Annotated in this window: 11 protein-coding genes; 2 read left to right on the forward strand and 9 right to left on the reverse strand. The window is 43.9% G+C overall.

The window, feature by feature from the left end; translation table 11 throughout:
- Positions 1-13: 13 nt before the first annotated feature.
- Both Q1A40_RS18910 and ptsP read left to right on the forward strand, forming a co-directional pair.
- Positions 14-2,599: a glycoside hydrolase family 38 C-terminal domain-containing protein gene (locus Q1A40_RS18910; protein WP_300003766.1), complete on the forward strand. Its 2,586-nt coding sequence runs from the start codon at positions 14-16 to the stop codon at positions 2,597-2,599.
- 4 nt (positions 2,600-2,603) lie between these two features.
- Positions 2,604-5,096, forward strand: coding sequence for a phosphoenolpyruvate--protein phosphotransferase (gene ptsP / locus Q1A40_RS18915; protein ID WP_300003769.1), 2,493 nt, complete (start codon positions 2,604-2,606; stop codon positions 5,094-5,096).
- Between the two features lie 277 nt (positions 5,097-5,373).
- Here the strand turns inward: ptsP and Q1A40_RS18920 are convergent, their stop codons facing one another.
- The 9 genes from Q1A40_RS18920 to fabG all read right to left on the reverse strand — a co-directional run bounded on the left by Q1A40_RS18920 (position 5,374) and on the right by fabG (position 17,084).
- Entirely contained in the window at positions 5,374-6,480 is a 1,107-nt protein-coding gene (locus tag Q1A40_RS18920; RefSeq protein ID WP_300003772.1) for an ABC transporter permease, read from the reverse strand.
- An 8-nt stretch (positions 6,481-6,488) separates the two neighbouring features.
- Positions 6,489-7,628, reverse strand: coding sequence for an ABC transporter permease (locus tag Q1A40_RS18925; RefSeq protein WP_300003774.1), 1,140 nt, complete (start codon positions 7,626-7,628; stop codon positions 6,489-6,491).
- Positions 7,625-9,364 carry an ATP-binding cassette domain-containing protein gene (locus tag Q1A40_RS18930; RefSeq protein WP_300003777.1) on the reverse strand — a complete coding sequence of 580 codons (1,740 nt, stop codon included), beginning with the start codon at positions 9,362-9,364 and terminating at the stop codon, positions 7,625-7,627. Before Q1A40_RS18930 ends, Q1A40_RS18925 begins: the two co-directional genes overlap by 4 nt.
- A gap of 12 nt (positions 9,365-9,376) precedes the next feature.
- Positions 9,377-10,369, reverse strand: a complete 993-nt coding sequence (hlyD, locus tag Q1A40_RS18935; protein ID WP_300003780.1) for a secretion protein HlyD — start codon at positions 10,367-10,369, stop codon at positions 9,377-9,379.
- Positions 10,370-10,456: 87 nt separating this feature from the next.
- Positions 10,457-11,188, reverse strand: a complete 732-nt coding sequence (locus tag Q1A40_RS18940; protein ID WP_300003782.1) for a 4'-phosphopantetheinyl transferase — start codon at positions 11,186-11,188, stop codon at positions 10,457-10,459.
- A gap of 115 nt (positions 11,189-11,303) precedes the next feature.
- A complete protein-coding gene (locus Q1A40_RS18945) occupies positions 11,304-13,322 on the reverse strand; it encodes an NADPH-dependent 2,4-dienoyl-CoA reductase (RefSeq protein ID WP_300003784.1) in 2,019 nt (672 codons plus the stop codon).
- A 94-nt stretch (positions 13,323-13,416) separates the two neighbouring features.
- On the reverse strand, positions 13,417-15,135 hold the full coding sequence (locus Q1A40_RS18950; RefSeq protein ID WP_300003787.1) for a class I SAM-dependent methyltransferase family protein: 1,719 nt from the start codon (positions 15,133-15,135) through the stop codon (positions 13,417-13,419).
- 228 nt (positions 15,136-15,363) lie between these two features.
- Positions 15,364-16,311: a hypothetical protein gene (locus Q1A40_RS18955; RefSeq protein WP_300003790.1), complete on the reverse strand. Its 948-nt coding sequence runs from the start codon at positions 16,309-16,311 to the stop codon at positions 15,364-15,366.
- Between the two features lie 32 nt (positions 16,312-16,343).
- Positions 16,344-17,084: a 3-oxoacyl-ACP reductase FabG gene (fabG, locus tag Q1A40_RS18960; protein ID WP_300003793.1), complete on the reverse strand. Its 741-nt coding sequence runs from the start codon at positions 17,082-17,084 to the stop codon at positions 16,344-16,346.
- Between the last annotated feature and the right edge of the window lie 35 nt (positions 17,085-17,119).

Consider the following 17,119-nt stretch of genomic DNA (forward strand, 5'->3'; position numbering starts at 1 on the left):
AGGAATAAAGAGAATGAAAACGGTTCATTTAATTCAACATACCCACTGGGACAGGGAATGGTATTTCACAGAAAATGACTCACAGGTCTTACTTTATTATTTCATGGCAGATCTACTTAATCGTCTCGAAACGGATGAGTCATTAGGTCCATTTATACTTGATGGTCAGACAGTGGTACTGGAAGATTATTTTCAGTTTGCACCCGAAAACCGGGAACGAATTCAGACATTGGTGGCTAACGGGCGACTGCAAATAGGCCCCTGGTATACGCAGACTGATTTTCTGGTCGTGGGGGCGGAATCGATTACCCGTAATTTATTGCTGGGGCAGGCCGATTGTGATGAGTTTGGAGCCCGTATGGCTGTGGGCTATGTGCCTGACTCATTTGGTCAGAGCGCCCAGCTACCGATGTTCCTCAAGCAGTTTTCGATTGATAATGCTGTTATCTGGCGAGGCTGGAGCGAGTATGACACGCCATATAGCGAATTCCGCTGGCGTAGTCAGGATGGCAGCACAGTCACCACCAGCGTCTTACCTCAAGGATACGGCTTTGCTAAATGGCTACCCACTGATGCAGATCGGGCCTGGCCAAAGCTGACCAGGTTACTGAAAAAGCAGGCTGCCTTTAGCCGTAGTTCACAACTGCTACTCCCGAATGGTAATGACCAGTCACCTTTTGAATATGGTGTACCAGACATGCTGGATGCGCTGAATATCCGACAAACGGAGTATCGCTTTGAACGTAGCGATTTCCTGTGTTATTTCGCCTCGTTGGCTGATACGCCGCTGGAAACGTTTGAAGGTGAATTATTAAGCCCGAAATATATGCGTGTGCATCGCGGAATTTTCTCCACGCGTATGGATATCAAACAGGCGAATGCCAGGCTGGAAAACTTTGTCAGCCGTCAGCTGGAACCCTTACTGAGTGTGAACTGGATGCTGGGCTTACCTTATCCTCAGTCTGTGGTCGAGAGCATCTGGCGTGAAGCAATGAAATCACACGCTCACGACAGTATTGGCGGCTGTAATTCTGACCGCGTCAACGGGATCGTTAAGGCGCGTCTGCTGGCAGGACAAGAAAAAGCAGATCAACTGTATGAGCTGAATATGCAGATGTTGGCGAGTGGTATTCATGCCCGGCAGGATGGCAAAAAAATCATTATTTTTAATGCACTTCCTGCAACACGTGACGGACTGGTTGCGATCACACTTTACCTGCCTGGTGAAACATTCCGTATCGTTGATGAGCAGGGGCTGCCGTGCCGCTGGCAAATTCTACAGGAAACGACCCAGGATATGTCCGTGATAGTACAGGAGCTTTCTAATAGCAGCGAACCGGTTTTCTATCGTAAATGTGACATTCTGCTGGAAGTCTCGGCCCTGCCTGCGAGCGGCTATACCACGTTATATTTACAAGAAAATAGAACGCCAGGTTTTACTGTAACCGCTGAGGAGCATCCGGTACTGGAAAATCAGTGGTTAAGACTGAGCCTGGAAGCAGGGCAGATAGTGCTGCTCGATAAACGTAGCGGCAAGCTCTGGAATAATTTAATTCAGCTGGTGGATGGCGGTGATGCGGGTGATACCTACAACTACTCTCCTCCGGAAGATGACTGGCGGGTGAGTGGTATATTACGCTGCGCTGACTGGCAGCAGGGGGAGCTGGCCGGGACCTTAACACTGGACTGGTCAATTCCCGCACCGCGCACTATGGCGGATAGAAATCATCGTCACTGTAACGCCGAGCTTGATGTTTGCATGGTCATTACAATGACACACCAGAGCCCACTGTTGGATATAAGGATTACGGTTAATAACACCTTGGAAGATCACCGACTACAGCTTGAGATCCCCACAGAAGTACTGAGTGATATTCACTTCGCTGACCAGCCGTTTGGACTGATCCAGCGCGATAATCGTCCTGCGACTCTGGATATCTGGCAGCAGGAACAGTGGAATGAATCCCCAGCCTCGCTCTGGCCGATGCAAAACCTGGTGATGATGCATGATGGAAAGCAGGGGATGGGGGTGATTACCGACGGACTACGGGAATATGAAATTCCGGCAGAACGTCCGTCAATAATCGCGATTACGCTATTACGTAGTGTCGGCTGGCTGGGGCGTGCCGGAATGCCATGGCGACCAGGACGGGCATCAGGCATGGCGTTGCCTTCTCCCGAATCACAAATTCCTGGTATATTTCAGGCTCATCTGGCACTGATTCCGTTACATGCTGGTGAAAACACAGAGTTCTGGCACTGGGTTGAGCAATGGCGTAACCCTGTCTCTGGCTGGCTGGAGTCTGGCTGGGCACGTTTTAAAACCAACCCCCATCAACGCCAGTTTCCCTCGAACTATAGCCTGTTACGCTGGGATACGCCGCTACACTTTAGCACGCTAAAGAAAGCGCAGAGGGAGGATGCCCTTATCTTACGTGGCTGGAATCCCGGTTCACAAACACAACGCCGTAGCGTCCCGGAAACCGATGCTACCATCTGTGAAGTGACCCTGGCAGAAAGTCCGGTGGCTGAATCTCAACCTGGCGTTGCGGCTTGTACGCCCGTTTCGTGGCTCGTAGCCCCGCCAGTCAGAGGATAATATCATGTTGAAAATTTCTTTTACCTGCCCCCTGGAGAATGGTTTACATGCCAGACCTGCCAGTGCACTGGAACAGCGTATCAACGACTTTTCTTCATCAGTACAGATTGTCAACCTGCGGAATAATCGTAAGGCTGATGCCCGTAGTGTACTGGCGATGATTGGCACCGATATCTTGTATCAGGATGCCTGCGAATTATGGCTTGAAGGGGAAGATGAAGCGATCGCGCATCAGGCATTATCCCAGTTTATTCATGAAGAGTTTGCCAGATGTGATGAACCTGCAGCCAGCATCACTCCTCAAGTATCCAGCCCGCTACCCGTCTACCTGGCACAGACGACAGCACAGATCCTACGCGGCAATGGCGTCAGTCTGGGGATGGCACAAGGTATTGCCGTGCATATGGGAACGCTGGATCTGTTACATCTTGCTCAGCAGGAAGAGGTCACAGTTTCTGCTGTTCGCTATCAACAAATGCAAGCGGCTTTGCAGAAGGTGCGTCACCAACTGAATGAAGAGTGTCGGCTGGCAAAAGGTGACGCTGCTTTAGTGCTACAGGCCCATAGCAAACTGTTGGCCGACCGTTTAATGGAGGAGACATTACTGACCGATCGCCCGGCGCGCAATACCCTGGAATCTCTGGCACTGGCACTGGATGAGTTGAGCCAGCCCCTGAGGGAGAGCCGCAACGCTTACTTGCAGCAACGCGTACTGGATTTACAAGACCTGGGTTTACGTCTTGCCGCTCATCTCACAACGCAACCTCTGCTGCCACAAACGCAGTTACGGCATGACAGTGTGGTGGTAAGTGCGGTACCTCTTACCCCTGGCCAGTTTCTGGCACTGCGTGGTTCCTGCCTCAAAGGTGTCATTATGGGGGCCGGCGGAGAGACTTCACATACGGTTATTTTAGCGCGTTCATTTGGTATTCCCCTGTTAAGCGTAGAGAGTACCGATATCGGACGCATTCGGAGTGGCGAGGCGCTCCTGCTGGACACGCGCTATGGCGTGGCTGTGTTATCTCCCGACGCTCAGGCAGAAAGCTGGTATCAGCTGGAAGAAGCTAAGTCCCGGCGTCTTGATGCACGTTCACAACCATTAACACAACAGCCTGGGCGCACTCAGGATAACCAGCCGATTACGGTGCTCGCCAATATTGCCCTTGCCGCCGAAGCGGAAACGGTATTTGCAGCTGGTGCGGAAGGGATCGGACTGTTTCGTACTGAACTACTATTTTGTGAGCGAACTTCACCACCAGATGAAGAAGAGCAGTATCAGGCTTATCAGCAAGTACTGGCGCAGGCAAAAGGGCGTAAAGTCGTGATCCGTACTCTGGATATTGGGGGAGATAAACCTTGCGACTATCTTGTCGTACCGCAGGAGGACAATCCTTTCCTTGGCTGGCGAGGTATCCGTTTGTATCCGGCATTTATGACGATTTTTCGTTCCCAGATACGCGCGTTATTACGCGCCAGTGCGACAGGCCCGTTGCATATAATGGCGCCGATGGTAACCACGCTTGAGGAGGTGAAATGGTTGCGGACGCAATTGAATATCACCCAGCAGCAGCTCAACAATGAAGGTATTGCTACCGGAACCTGGTCACTCGGTATCATGGCTGAGGTGCCATCAGTGCTGTATTTTTTAAGCAAGGCCAAGCCATATATTGATTTTATTTCTATCGGTAGTAATGACCTTGCGCAATATTTTCTTGCCTGCGATCGGGGAAATGTCCAGGTACGCCATCTTTATAACTACTTCGATCCTTCATTTTTGCATCTGCTACAAAATATGACGATACAGGCACAGCAAGCCGGAATTGATATCAGTCTGTGCGGCGAGATGGGCGGCGATCCGGCTGCATTAGCACTGCTGCTGGGGGCTGGACTGCGGCAAATTAGCCTGTCTGCCAGCCGGATAGCGTCGGTAAAAATGCGTTTGAGCCAGTTAACTATTGAAGAAAGTGAGCAGAGGCTTGAGCAGGCACTGCTGTGTGATAGTGCGGATGGTGTGGTACTGGAGCAGTTGCAGCATTTGTCGTCTGGTATCACAAAACCTGTTTTTGATCCGGCACTGATTCTGTTGGATAGTCCGATAAACAGTAAGGCTGAGGTAATTAAAGTACTGACTGATAATCTGGAAGTCGAACAGCGAACCTTTTCCGGCCCGGAAGCCGAAAAGGCTATCTGGCAGCGTGAAGAGTTTTTTTCTACGGCTTTGGGATTTGCCGTTGCACTCCCGCATTGTAAATCAGCCGCCGTCTCCAGTAGCTCAGTTTCAGTGATGCGTCTGGCAGAGCCTCTGGCTTGGAATGATGAAGTCACCGTCTCGCTGGTTATCATGCTAACTGTAAGCGAGAGAGAAAAAGGTGAACATATGAAAATTTTCTCCAGACTGGCTCGCAAGCTGATGCATGCCGATTTCCGTCAGCAGCTGATGAAGAGTGAAGATCCTCAACAACTTGCTGAATTTCTTGAACTGGAAATGGCGGGGTAGCGTCCTGTTCTGTGTGGCTCTTGTTACAGGTAAAGACAGATGGGTTTTTAACGTAAATTAATTCCCTGAATCCTGCCAGTTAAACGCTGCCGCCATAAGGGCAATGTGATAACACTGAAATCGTATATACCCGTCATACATCAAGTTGCTTGAGTGTTGCCTGCGTCCAGCCCGCCGAATCACAGAGTTTATCTGTGCTCATCGACGGGCTGAACTGGGCGCCTATAAGCAACACAAGGTATTGTAGTAATGGGTAGGATATGAGGGAAACCTTCCCTCACATGCTCTTCTTTTTAAAAAGGTGATATGCCGCGGAACTGGTGATAATGGTAATGATCACCAATGGCCATAAGCTCTGAAATACAACAGCAAAACCAGCATCCTTAAGATAGATTTCCTTTGTAATCTCAGTGAAGTGGAGAATTGGGTTAATCCAGGTGATGTTTTGTAGCCAAACAGGCATATTTTCCACGGGGGATATATAGCCTGACAGCAGCACAGCGGGCATCAAAAACACAAATACCCCAATGAAGGCTTGTTGCTGCGTCGCGCAAAATGCGGAAATTAACAGACCAAATCCGACCAGTGACAGGCCATAAAACAGCATGGTGGCATAGAAGAGTAGTAAGGAGCCCGCAAAGGGAATCTGATAACAAAAGATCCCGATAGCTAATACCAGGCTCGCTTGGGCTGTTGCTATAATTAACGCAGGTACAGCTTTACCGATAAAAATCTGCCATGTTGTTAACGGTGAAACAAGCAGTTGATCAAGTGTTCCTTGTTCCCGTTCTCGGGCAATGGAAAGTGAAGTCACAATCAATACGCCAATAGTCGTAATGAGTGCCACTAAAGAAGGTACAATAAACCACTTATACTCTAAATTCGGGTTGTACCAGTGACGGACAATCAATTCACTGTTATTGGGTTTGATTTGGTGTTGCGTTAATTCCTGTTGGTACTGCAGTACAATTAGCTCAACATAATTAGCTGCAATTTGGGCGCTATTTGAGTTACGTCCATCAAGTAGTAGTAGCATATCTGCAGAAGAGAGTGAGTCGATATCAGCACTAAACTTTTGACCAAAACGCACGGCTAATAATGCATTACGGTTATCGAGTATTTCGCGGACTTCTTGATCACTTTTAACAAGTAACACATGCGAAAATGCACTGGCTTTGGCTAGCCGTTGAGTGAGTTCAACAGAGTGCTTACCGCCATCTTGGTCGAAAATAGCGATGGTAGTATTTGTCACTTCCAATGTAGCGGCAAGTGGGAATAAAATCATTTGGAAAATCACAGGCAAAATCATAATTATACGAGTTTGCGGATCCTGTAATAATGATTGTAGCTCTTTAACAATCAAGGTGTATAAACGATAAAACATAGTGCACCTCAATCAAGGTGGCGGCGGGTTTTCAGCGCCGTCAGCCCAATAAATAAGATTGCAGAGGCAATCAATAATAAGATATCCGTTAGCAGTACCCAAAAAATATCACCAGCAAGAAACAGCGATTGCAAACTACTGACAAAATAACGAGCAGGGATAAAATACGTTACCCACTGAATAACGGCAGGCATGCTGGCAATTTCAAAAATAAATCCGGATAACATAATCGCAGGTAAGAAAGCTGCATTGAGTGCTATCATCGCTGCATTAAACTGGTTGCGAGTGATGGTCGAAATTAATAATCCCATTCCAAGCACTGTTGTGAGATAAAGGCTTGTGATGACAAATAATATTAACAACGATCCTCTGTAGGGTATATTGAACACAACGGTCGTTACCACCATGCATAATACCATCACAAAAGAACCGAGGATCTGGTAAGGCAATAATTTAGAAAGTAATAACTCAGTTCGAGTGATTTGGGTTGCAAGCAGGGCTTCCATTGTGCCGCGTTCCCATTCTCGAGCAACAACTAATGACGTTAAAATTGCACCGACAACCGTAATAATAATGCTAATGGCTCCTGGAATAATAAAGTTCTGGCTAATAGCCGCTTCATTAAACCAGTAACGTATATTCAATTCTATCAATGGTGATACCGCATTGGCGAGGTTCTCACCTTGCTGTTGTTGCCATATCTTCCAAACACCGCTGGCATAGGCCTGGACAAAGTTTGCGGTATTAGGCTCACTACCATCAGTAATAATCTGTATGGCAGCATGTCCTTCTGCCTGTAGAATTTCAGTGGCAAAATTTACAGGGATCACAATAATTCCCCGAATGTCGCCGGACTGCATTCTATCAATTAACGCTTTTCGATTGTCGCTAATAACGGTATCGATAAACGGGGAGCCTGCAAAGATATTTACCAGTTCGCGTGCCGGCTGACTCTGTTCTTCTATTAAAATGCCAAGGCGTAATTCGTGAGCATCCAGATTAATGCCGTAACCAAAAATAAAGAGCAACATCAATGGAATCAGCACCGCAATTAGCGCGCAACTCGGGTCCCGAATAATTTGTTTACTTTCTTTACAACACAAGGCTTTTAGCCGACGCCATGAAAAATGAGAGACAGAAGGGGTCATTGTGCCTCCTGTTGTCTGTCGTAATTCATAATGAGTTCGATAAAGACATCTTCCATTGATGGCGATGGATGCTCGCAAGTAGCAACTTGTTCCTTTAACTCGTCAGGTGTACCGGCGGCAATAATTTTACCGTGGTAAACAAGTCCGATACGGTCGCAATATTCTGCCTCTTCCATAAAATGGGTGGTGACCATAACTGTCACGCCTTTATCCACCATACCATTAATATGCAACCAAAATTCACGGCGAGTTAAGGGATCTACGCCAGATGTTGGCTCATCCAAAAATAAAATATCGGGTTCATGCATCAGGGCACAGGCAAGGGCGAGGCGTTGTTTATAACCTAAAGGAAGAGAGTCTGTGATTTGATTCATGATGGGTTTAAAACTGAAAGTATCAATCATTTCCTGAATTTTACTGAACTGCCGCTTACGGGGCACTCCATAAACGCCAGAGAAAAACTTCAGGTTTTGTCCAACTTTTAAGTTTCCATAAAGGGAAAATTTTTGCGCCATATAACCAAGGTGTTGTCTCACCTTATTTGAGCTGCTATTTAAATCCATACCAAGGACCAAAGCTTGCCCTTCGGTGGGTTTGATCAGGGCGCACATCATTTTAAATGTTGTTGATTTTCCTGCACCATTGGGACCCAGCAGCCCAAAAATCTCTCCGCGTTTTACCTGAAAGTTGACGTTGTCTGTGGCTGCGAAATCACCAAATCTTTTAGTAAGATGACGTGCTTCAATGACGGTTTCCTGAGGGTTTGCAGGTATGTTTGGCACAATAGCCGCCAATTCTGAACGATGAGCAGGCCCGCCGCCTAACAGATCAATAAATGCATCTTCAAACCGGGGCTGTGCGGCAATCAGTGTGTTTCCTTGCATATTAAGTGCATTTAACAGCTTCTCGTGAGAAGCGTCGGGCTTTAAAATTAGTCGAATATAGCGACCTTGAATAACGCCATCTGTTGTTTCTGGAAGCATTAAAGCATTTTGTAACACCGTGCGTTTTTGTGTTGCCGGAACGTCAATCAGATACGAACGACCAACCATTTTTTGGGTTAATGTTTCGGGCTTTCCTGAATAGAGCAGCTTACCTTTATTCAAAAGCAGCACGTTTTTACATTGTTGAGCTTCGTCAAGATATGAAGTGCTCCACAGGATTAACATCCCCTCATCTGCAAGGGTATGAACCATCTGCCAGAGCTCTTTTCTGGCGATAGGATCGACCCCAACTCCAGGTTCATCCAGTAATAAAACTTTGGGTTTACCCAGTAACGTACAAGCTAAACCGAGCTTTTGTTTCATTCCACCGGAAAGCTTGCCTGCAAGACGTTGCGTGAAAGGGGCAAGATGGGTGAAAGCGAGCAGCTGCTGATAGATTTTTTCACGTTCTTCCCCCACAACACTGCGTAAGTCAGCGTATAAGTCCAAATTCTCTTGAACAGTCAAATCTTCATACAAACCAAATTTTTGTGGCATATAACCAAGATTGGCTCGTACTGCAATACTCGCTTTAATGGGGTCTAAACCCATTATACTGATATACCCGGTATCAGGTTTAAGTAGGCCAGCGAGCATGCGCATTAATGTCGTTTTTCCCGCACCATCAGGGCCGACTAATCCGGTTACAGCCCCACCATGAAGGTCTATAGTGAGGCTTTCAACCGCAGGGTAGTCTAAATCGTTGAAACTTTTTTCGACACCTACAAGCCGAATGCGATTATCATCATCCATAACAATTTCTCACTACTGTTTATCAGTAAAATAAATGGTAACGGGCATTCCTTGGCGCAATGCATCATCTGCGTCATCAACAATAATACGTAGTCGATAAACTAAATCAGTCCTTAAATCAGGTGTTTGTACGTTTTTAGGCGTGAATTCGGCCGTTGGGGAAACAAAGCCAATAGTGCCATGGTAGGGGGAATTGGGGCGGCTATCGGTATAGATAGCCACTTTCGTACCGGGGATCGCATTACCGAGATAAGATTCACTTACATAAGCACGTACCCAAACCGGATCGGTGAGGGTAACGCTAAAGACGTTACTACCTGCATTGATGTTGGTCCCCGGCTCGATAGTGCGCGTCAAAACGGTACCATCAGAAGGTGCTATCAGAATAGTATCTTTCAAATCTAACTCGGCCTGAGCAACTGCTGCTTCTGCTTGCAACCATTCCCCTTTTGCAGCAGTTATCTCTTCCTGTCGAAAGCCATTTGTATATTGCTTAAGTTTATTTTTAGCCGCATTCAGTGCAGAAAGAGCCTGGTTTCGATTGCTTTTTGCACTATCGAGATCGTTTGCAGAGATCACGTGAAGAGACGCTAATCTTTGTTGGCGTTTGTAAAACGTATCTGCATATTGCAAAGCGGATTGTTTTTGATCAACTTCAGCATTGATCTGCGCTATTTCCTGGGGCAGGTAGCCACTCTCTTTAAGCATTAATTGGGCCAGGACGCTATCTCGTATACCTTTCGCCTGATTTAATGCATTAATATAGGGCTCGTCATCTAATTGGCCGAGTTTATCACCTGCAACAATACGTGCGCCTTCATCAACTTCTAAGGACTTGAGTTGGCCGGAAACGCGAAAACTCAAATTAACCGTTCGGACATCAACGTTACCATACAATGTCAGCGTTACATCCTTTTTAGATTGATAGTAATAGTAACCACCAACAATAGAACTGATTAATGCGACAATAATAAAAATAAAAATAGAGCGACTTTTATTGCCCATTGCTATCCCCAGTTAATTTCCAAAAAAACATTTCACTTTCCGGTCGATTTGCGACAGACTACATCACCTAAAATAAGGCAACGCGTATTAAACTTTTTGTTTTGTGATTAAGGTTGTTACATATAAAGAACAAAGTTGAAACTGGCACTCATAAAGAGGCTCCAATAAGTATCTTCGGTGAAAGTAATCTTTAACTTCGAAGAATAATTTACTCTCAGACATATTTACGGCAATGAGAGATATGCATTCAAAGCCAAAGTATTCGCCAACCTGAGGGAAAATTGCTTTAAAAAAACTTTCCTTTGCTGAATACAATAATGTGGTTGACTGGCTGCAGGATAAACCCACTTTTCTTAGCAAAGATTGTTCATGTTCTGTGTGGATCTGATGCGCAATTTTTACAGCAAGCTGTTCTGGAATATAGTGCTCTATATCTATACCCAAATAGTGAATTTCATTTCTCAAAGCAACAGTGCATAAAGCGATTCCTGAACAATGAGAAATAGAACCGATGTAACCAGCAGGCCAAATGGGTTCACGGTGTTTGCCTGTAGGTATAGATAATGGTGTATTTAATGCATATTGATGATTTTCGAGCGCCAGCTTGGCTGCGTATCGACCAGCAAAAAATTCCGCCTGACGCTTGATTGTTGATTTCTCTATCGTCACAGGGCGAACAATATTGAAATCTTTAAAAAGATCAGGGTAATAATGTTCTTTAGAAAAGGCACATTGAGCCCAGTGAAGTTTTCCATCATAGCGGCTCCAGGTCTTTTTTGATGTAAAAAAAGAATTTCTACTCTGTGAATTTTTTGTCATGGTCATTTAAATTAAAAAATAGCTATTTTAGATTTTCTCTGCGATATCATCATAACGATTGATATTCGGTGCATCGTTTTTAAAACAATAGTCGTGAAATTAAGAACCTATCAGATTATATCGATGATGCCAGCTTCGTTCCCTGTTCTATGGCTTTACGAATATCGAGCTTGTTAGCATCATGGGCTCCTCCAATAAGATGAACAATTTTCCCCAACTGTTGCAGTGGTTCAAGTAAGTCCTTATTAGGTTCCTGACCTGAACAAATAATGACATTATCGACCGGAAGACATGTGATTTGATCTGCGTGAGTGATATGCAGTCCGTCATTGTTAATAGCCTGATAACTGACACCATTTAACATGATTACACCGCGTCGTTCTAAACTTAAACAGTGTATCCAGCCGGTTGTTCTTCCCAGTTTTTTTCCAATGCGCGAGCGCTTGCGCTGTAGTAAATAAATCTGGCGAGGCGAGTCGGGAGTAAGAGGACCTTCAAGCGCTAACCCTCCACGTTGTTGCAGGGTACTATCGATGCCCCATTCACGATTGAATTCCTCAGGAGTCGGCCCAGCAGATCCTGTGCCGTGGCTAAGGTACATAGCAACATCGATACCGATCCCACCCGCTCCAATAATTGCTACTTTGTTTCCTACAGGCTTGTTATCTCGTAGTACATCCAGATACGTGAGTACCTTGGAATGATCAATCCCGGGAATATCGGGAGTTCGGGGAGTGATCCCGCTGGCCAGAATGACTTCATCGTATTCTAACAAGTCCGTATGACACACTTTTTTCCCCAGTTTGATTTTGACTTCCTGCAAAATTAACTGCCGATGAAAGTATTTCAGCATATGGCGAAACTCGATTTTCCCTGGAATGCGTTGTGCGATATTGAGTTGTCCGCCGATTTCATCATCGCTGTCAAATATGGTCACTTGGTGACCCAGGCGAGCAGCATTAATAGCAAATGCTAAGCCTGCTGGTCCTGCACCGACGACTGCCAGATTTTTTTTCTGTGTTGCAGGGGTCTGTAAGGGCTCTGTTTCTTTGCATGTTCGGGGGGCGAGTACACAAGAAGCAATATTACCGACGAAAATCATATCAAGGCAGGCTTGGTTGCAATTGATACAGATATTAATTTCATCTGCTCTTCCTTCTTCGACTTTTTTTACGAATTCAGCATCAGCCAAAAACGGGCGTGCCATTGAAACCATATCTGCACAACGAGATGCAAGGACTTGCTCCGCGACGTCAGGATTGTTAATTCGGTTAGATGCTATGACCGGAATGTTGACCTTTCCCATCAGTCGGGCGGTTATCCAACTAAATGCTGCCGGGGGCACGCACCCAACGACAGTAGGGTACTGGGCTTCGTGCCAGCCAACGCCTGTATTAATTATATTGGCACCTGCTTTTTCGACCGCCTGGGCCAATTGTTCAATTTCACTCCAATTTGACCCGTCTTTAACTAAATCCAGAATTGAAAGTCGGTAAATGACAATGAATTCATCACCAACCGCTTTACGGATTGCTTTTATAATCTCTACCGCAAACCGCATGCGATTAGCATATGTGCCACCCCATAGATCGGTGCGTTGATTCGCCTGCGTCACTAAAAATTGATTAATTAAGTATCCAGCCGACCCCATAATTTCAACGCCATCATATCCCGCAGCTTTAGCCAGATGAGCACAGCGAGCAAAGTCTTCAATTGTTTCCTCAATTTCATCAGAGGTTAATTCTACAGAAGTAAAGGGGTTTGATGTATGTAATGCAGAAGGCGCGACAGGTTCTGACTGATAGCTATCGCGGCCGGCATGCAAAATTTGCAACGCAATTTTCCCACCTGCCCGGTGAACAGCATCTGTCACAATACGGTGATCTTTTACTTGGCTCTCTTTGTTAAATATAGAACCACCAGAGTAAAATACGCCTTTGGTGTTTGGTGATACGCCGCCAGTCACTATCAGGGCAACGCCAGCGGCTGCTCGCTCAGAATAAAATGCCGACAGGCACCGAGGTGCATCAGCTAAATCTTCTAAGCCAGTATGCATTGCCCCCATAAGCACTCGATTTTTCAATGTAGTAAAGCCGAGATCGAGTGGTTCCAACAAGTGAGGATAATCGTCCATGAAATATATTCCTTAAGAGAGGCTTTATTTTTTACCTGTTATTGATTATTGATTATTGATTATTGGTTATTGGATGTTGTAAGCCGCGAGGAAGCTATGCGACTTTTTTTGCCAGCACCACACTAAACATCCCCCAGGGATCTATTTTTTGTTCGATTTTTTCAAAACCCGCTATAGCGACCATTTGGTCAATCTCTCTTTGACTCCTGCGGCGCAAATGCCAATATTCTCCCTTTTTATGGCTAACAAGAACGCGTGCCATATAAGCAAATTTGGGGTTCCATAATTTTGTTGTGTATATAATATAACCCCCAGCTTCTGTTGCATTGGCTATGCCATTAAGTGAAGTTTGCACCATATTATTATCGCTAAATAATTCATATAAACCAGATACGATGCTCAGCGTTCTATCCTTTGGTAAGGTGGCAAGATCGATAGATGAAAAGGCATCTCCTTGCTCGAACAATGCAACACTGGCGAATTTTTTTTGGGATAATAACTGATTCCCTTTTTCTACATTAGAAGGATCAAAATCACGCATCAGAAGATGTTCTATAGGTTGATGCGTTTTTTCTAAAGCATTAATGATATATCTACCATGACCGGCAGCGATATCCAGTAGTTTAATCTCTTTTTTCTCTTCAAGTAATCTGGATATAGCCAAAGAGATAAGCTCTTCAACATGCTTTCCTCTCATCCTGGTGCAGTTCCATCCAACGTTCTTTAAATAATACCGGTCGATGAATTTCCCTAAAATGTTACTGCCTTCTGCCTGATTTCTATAAATGTAATCTAAAGAAGCACCAGAATCGAAGCCCGTATTCAAACCTAATTGAATCCCTGCTGAGAATTTCCCTATATGTTTTAGTGCCATTTTTTGAAAAGCCCAGTATATTCTCCTTAACTGATTTGTTTCAGGGTTTCGTAATTTTTCATATTCATTCCAAGTCACACCTTGACGGTATGAATCAAATAACGAAGGGGTTTCTTCTTCAAGCGAAAATGTTGTCATTAAGAATTTTTTCACCTGAGTGATGATTGCATCTTTTGGGTTTTCCATATCATGGCTACAACAAATATCAGGTGCCATAAATAGCGATTTCATACTACTGCCAATACTGGTATAAAATGTTAGCAGTCCGTTCATTCCTCTCGTTCTATCGGCTTGGGTTAAAATAAATAGAGTTGGTGTAAAATAAGCGAATGAATTCCGGATAACACGCTGACCACTATAAAGGTAATCTTTAAGCTTACGCCATGAAATGTGAGATATATTACTTGAATGATAATCACCGGTGTAATCTGTGACATTGCTGTGAGAAGCTGTTTTCTTATGAAGCAGGTTTTTTATCTTAAACAGAGCAATATCCCATTTTTTGAAAAAAAAGTGAGGGGAATAAAAAACAACTGAACGAATATCAGGCGCATGATCAGTTATCCACGACGAAACAACTATCACGTTCTCGCTGTGAGATATGATAGCGATATCTTTCTGGTTGATATTGTATTCAGTACTAAGATGAGTAATAAATTGTTGTAAACAATAAACCTGATATGAAACTATAGATGTTCCATCATTAGGTTTGACGCTTCTTTTCCCACTCTCCAAATCTAACGAAAAGTAAGTGTATTCAGGTAAGTTTAGTTCTGTAATCAGTTCATCGATATGATTGGTGAAGTATTTTTCGCAGTTAAAAAAAATAACAACAGGTGAATCTGAAGGCAAGATTGATGAATAGGGTGGTAAACAATGATAATCCACTGAATTATTATCAGAAAGGCAGAATGTTTTTTGTTTATTTATTTGATGCATTATCATCTTTCCATTATTATCGCACTGGCGTTTTTCATTCAGAAATGTGTTTATACCCAAAATAATTCGAGTTGCTTGTAGGCACCCAGTTCAGCCCGTCGATGAGCATAGATAAACTATGTGATTCGGCGGGTTGGACGCAGGTAACACCCAAGCAACTTGAAGTATGACGGGTATATTAGCATGGTTCAGTATCGCCTTTGAATAAAAGCGACACTGTTAAATAAATTAATGACTGCCAGCATTAATTTTTGACTTTATTTTTTCCAAGAGTTTAGGTTCCCACTCGTTGTCCCAGCGATTAACCAGATATTCTCGGCGTGCCAGAATTTCTGGCTCTCGAGCATTGAATCCTTCGGTGATATATTTTTTACCTGCTTGAATTCGATACTGGAAAGCAAGACTCTCAGTAATTTGCTGAATAGAGATATCTTGACCCAACATACGTGCCACATGTAACGTTGATAAAATAACTTGTTGAGATAACAGATCGCTATTATTAATATGTTTATCAATTAATTTTTTCGTCCAAAGTTGCTCTTCATAGATGGTTTCGAAAGCCTCAATAGAAACACAGCAGTGCTCCATTTCTTCAGCATAGTGATAAGCTAAGAGATAAAGAACACCAAGATTAGAAGACATATTGAGTACAGCCTCAAAGCGACCGTTATCAAATAAATTATCAAAAAAAGCAAAGCCTGTCATACAAACTTCACTTTCGAAAATAGCGACGCTACGCACAGCTTCCTTAAAGTGTTCCCCCTCGTATTTTTTTCCAGCAGCTTTATCTTTTTCGATGCCTGCAATAACAGGTTCAGCGAATTGTTTATAAGCACCGTACATAAAGTCATAAACGCGTGGATGATATTTTTCTCTTGCAGGAGATGCAATGCCCTTGGTAATAAAGTTATTCAGTTTTCTATGGGCCGCTGCATGCCGTTTCTCTTGATCAACGAATACAGGAAAACGCTCATCCTTCAGTACAGGATCCTGGATGAATTCGTCATAATAATCCCCAATTCGCTCTCCATAAAATTCAAAAAACTCAAGTACATAAGAGCTACCAAGGCCAATCAGTGACGATGTGGAGTCTGGATTCCACAAGTAGTTGAATTTTTCGTTCAAATCCATCACATCATAAACTTCTTTTGGTACGCTTCTAAATTGCATTTCCATAAAATTATCCTTAACATTTAGACATTGAAAAACTAGATCGATAATCCACCATCTATAACTAATGTTTGCCCTGTAATATGACGTCCGCCATGACCTAATAAAAATGAAACCATCATTGCAATATCTTCAGGTTCACCCATTTTTTGTAGGGGGGTTAATTTGACTAATTGCGCTAATGTTTTTTTGGGTATGGACGAAATCATATCTGTTGCAATAGGTCCTGGGGCGATGCAGTTAACTCGAATATTAAAGTTACCTACTTCTCTTGCCAGACTTTTAGTAAAACCATATTGCGCTGATTTTGACGCAGAATAATTTGTTTGTCCGACATTGCCTCTCAGACCGGATATTGAATTTATATTAATGATGCAACCATCTTTTTTAAGCAACATAGCGTTTAATAAGTAATGGTTTATATAAAAAAGTGAGTTCAAATTGGTATTGATAACATCTAACCAGGCATCAATGCTCATGCTAAAATTGAAATCATCTCGTGTTATCCCGGCATTATTTATAATGCCGTAAGGAACACCATGTTTTTTCAATAAAAAATCGCTTAGTTCTTTGATATCGTTAATATTACTCACATCACAAGGGTGACAACAGCATACGGTATCATCTTTATTTAAAGAACTAACTAATTCTTCGGCAAGGTCTTTATTGCTTTTATAAGTAAATACAACAAAATAATTTTGCTGGACCAGCTCTTTGACAATAGCTGCCCCTATTCCACGGCTACCAGCGGTAACCAGGACCAATTTTTTATTATTCATTTTACACTCTGAGAGTTAGCTATTTATCGATAATC

Source organism: uncultured Cedecea sp. (genome assembly GCF_947498825.1).
In the GTDB taxonomy this organism is placed as follows: Bacteria; Pseudomonadota; Gammaproteobacteria; order Enterobacterales; family Enterobacteriaceae; genus JGM124.

Excerpts from the sequence above, each read along its gene's own strand:
- Q1A40_RS18910 (WP_300003766.1), top strand. The coding sequence starts at position 14 with ATGAAAACGGTTCATTTAATTCAACATACCCACTGGGACAGGGAATGG.
- ptsP (WP_300003769.1), top strand. The coding sequence starts at position 2,604 with ATGTTGAAAATTTCTTTTACCTGCCCCCTGGAGAATGGTTTACATGCC.
- Q1A40_RS18920 (WP_300003772.1), bottom strand. The coding sequence starts at position 6,480 with ATGTTTTATCGTTTATACACCTTGATTGTTAAAGAGCTACAATCATTA.
- Q1A40_RS18925 (WP_300003774.1), bottom strand. The coding sequence starts at position 7,628 with ATGACCCCTTCTGTCTCTCATTTTTCATGGCGTCGGCTAAAAGCCTTG.
- Q1A40_RS18930 (WP_300003777.1), bottom strand. The coding sequence starts at position 9,364 with ATGGATGATGATAATCGCATTCGGCTTGTAGGTGTCGAAAAAAGTTTC.
- hlyD (WP_300003780.1), bottom strand. The coding sequence starts at position 10,369 with ATGGGCAATAAAAGTCGCTCTATTTTTATTTTTATTATTGTCGCATTA.
- Q1A40_RS18940 (WP_300003782.1), bottom strand. The coding sequence starts at position 11,188 with ATGACAAAAAATTCACAGAGTAGAAATTCTTTTTTTACATCAAAAAAG.
- Q1A40_RS18945 (WP_300003784.1), bottom strand. The coding sequence starts at position 13,322 with ATGGACGATTATCCTCACTTGTTGGAACCACTCGATCTCGGCTTTACT.
- Q1A40_RS18950 (WP_300003787.1), bottom strand. The coding sequence starts at position 15,135 with ATGCATCAAATAAATAAACAAAAAACATTCTGCCTTTCTGATAATAAT.
- Q1A40_RS18955 (WP_300003790.1), bottom strand. The coding sequence starts at position 16,311 with ATGGAAATGCAATTTAGAAGCGTACCAAAAGAAGTTTATGATGTGATG.
- fabG (WP_300003793.1), bottom strand. The coding sequence starts at position 17,084 with ATGAATAATAAAAAATTGGTCCTGGTTACCGCTGGTAGCCGTGGAATA.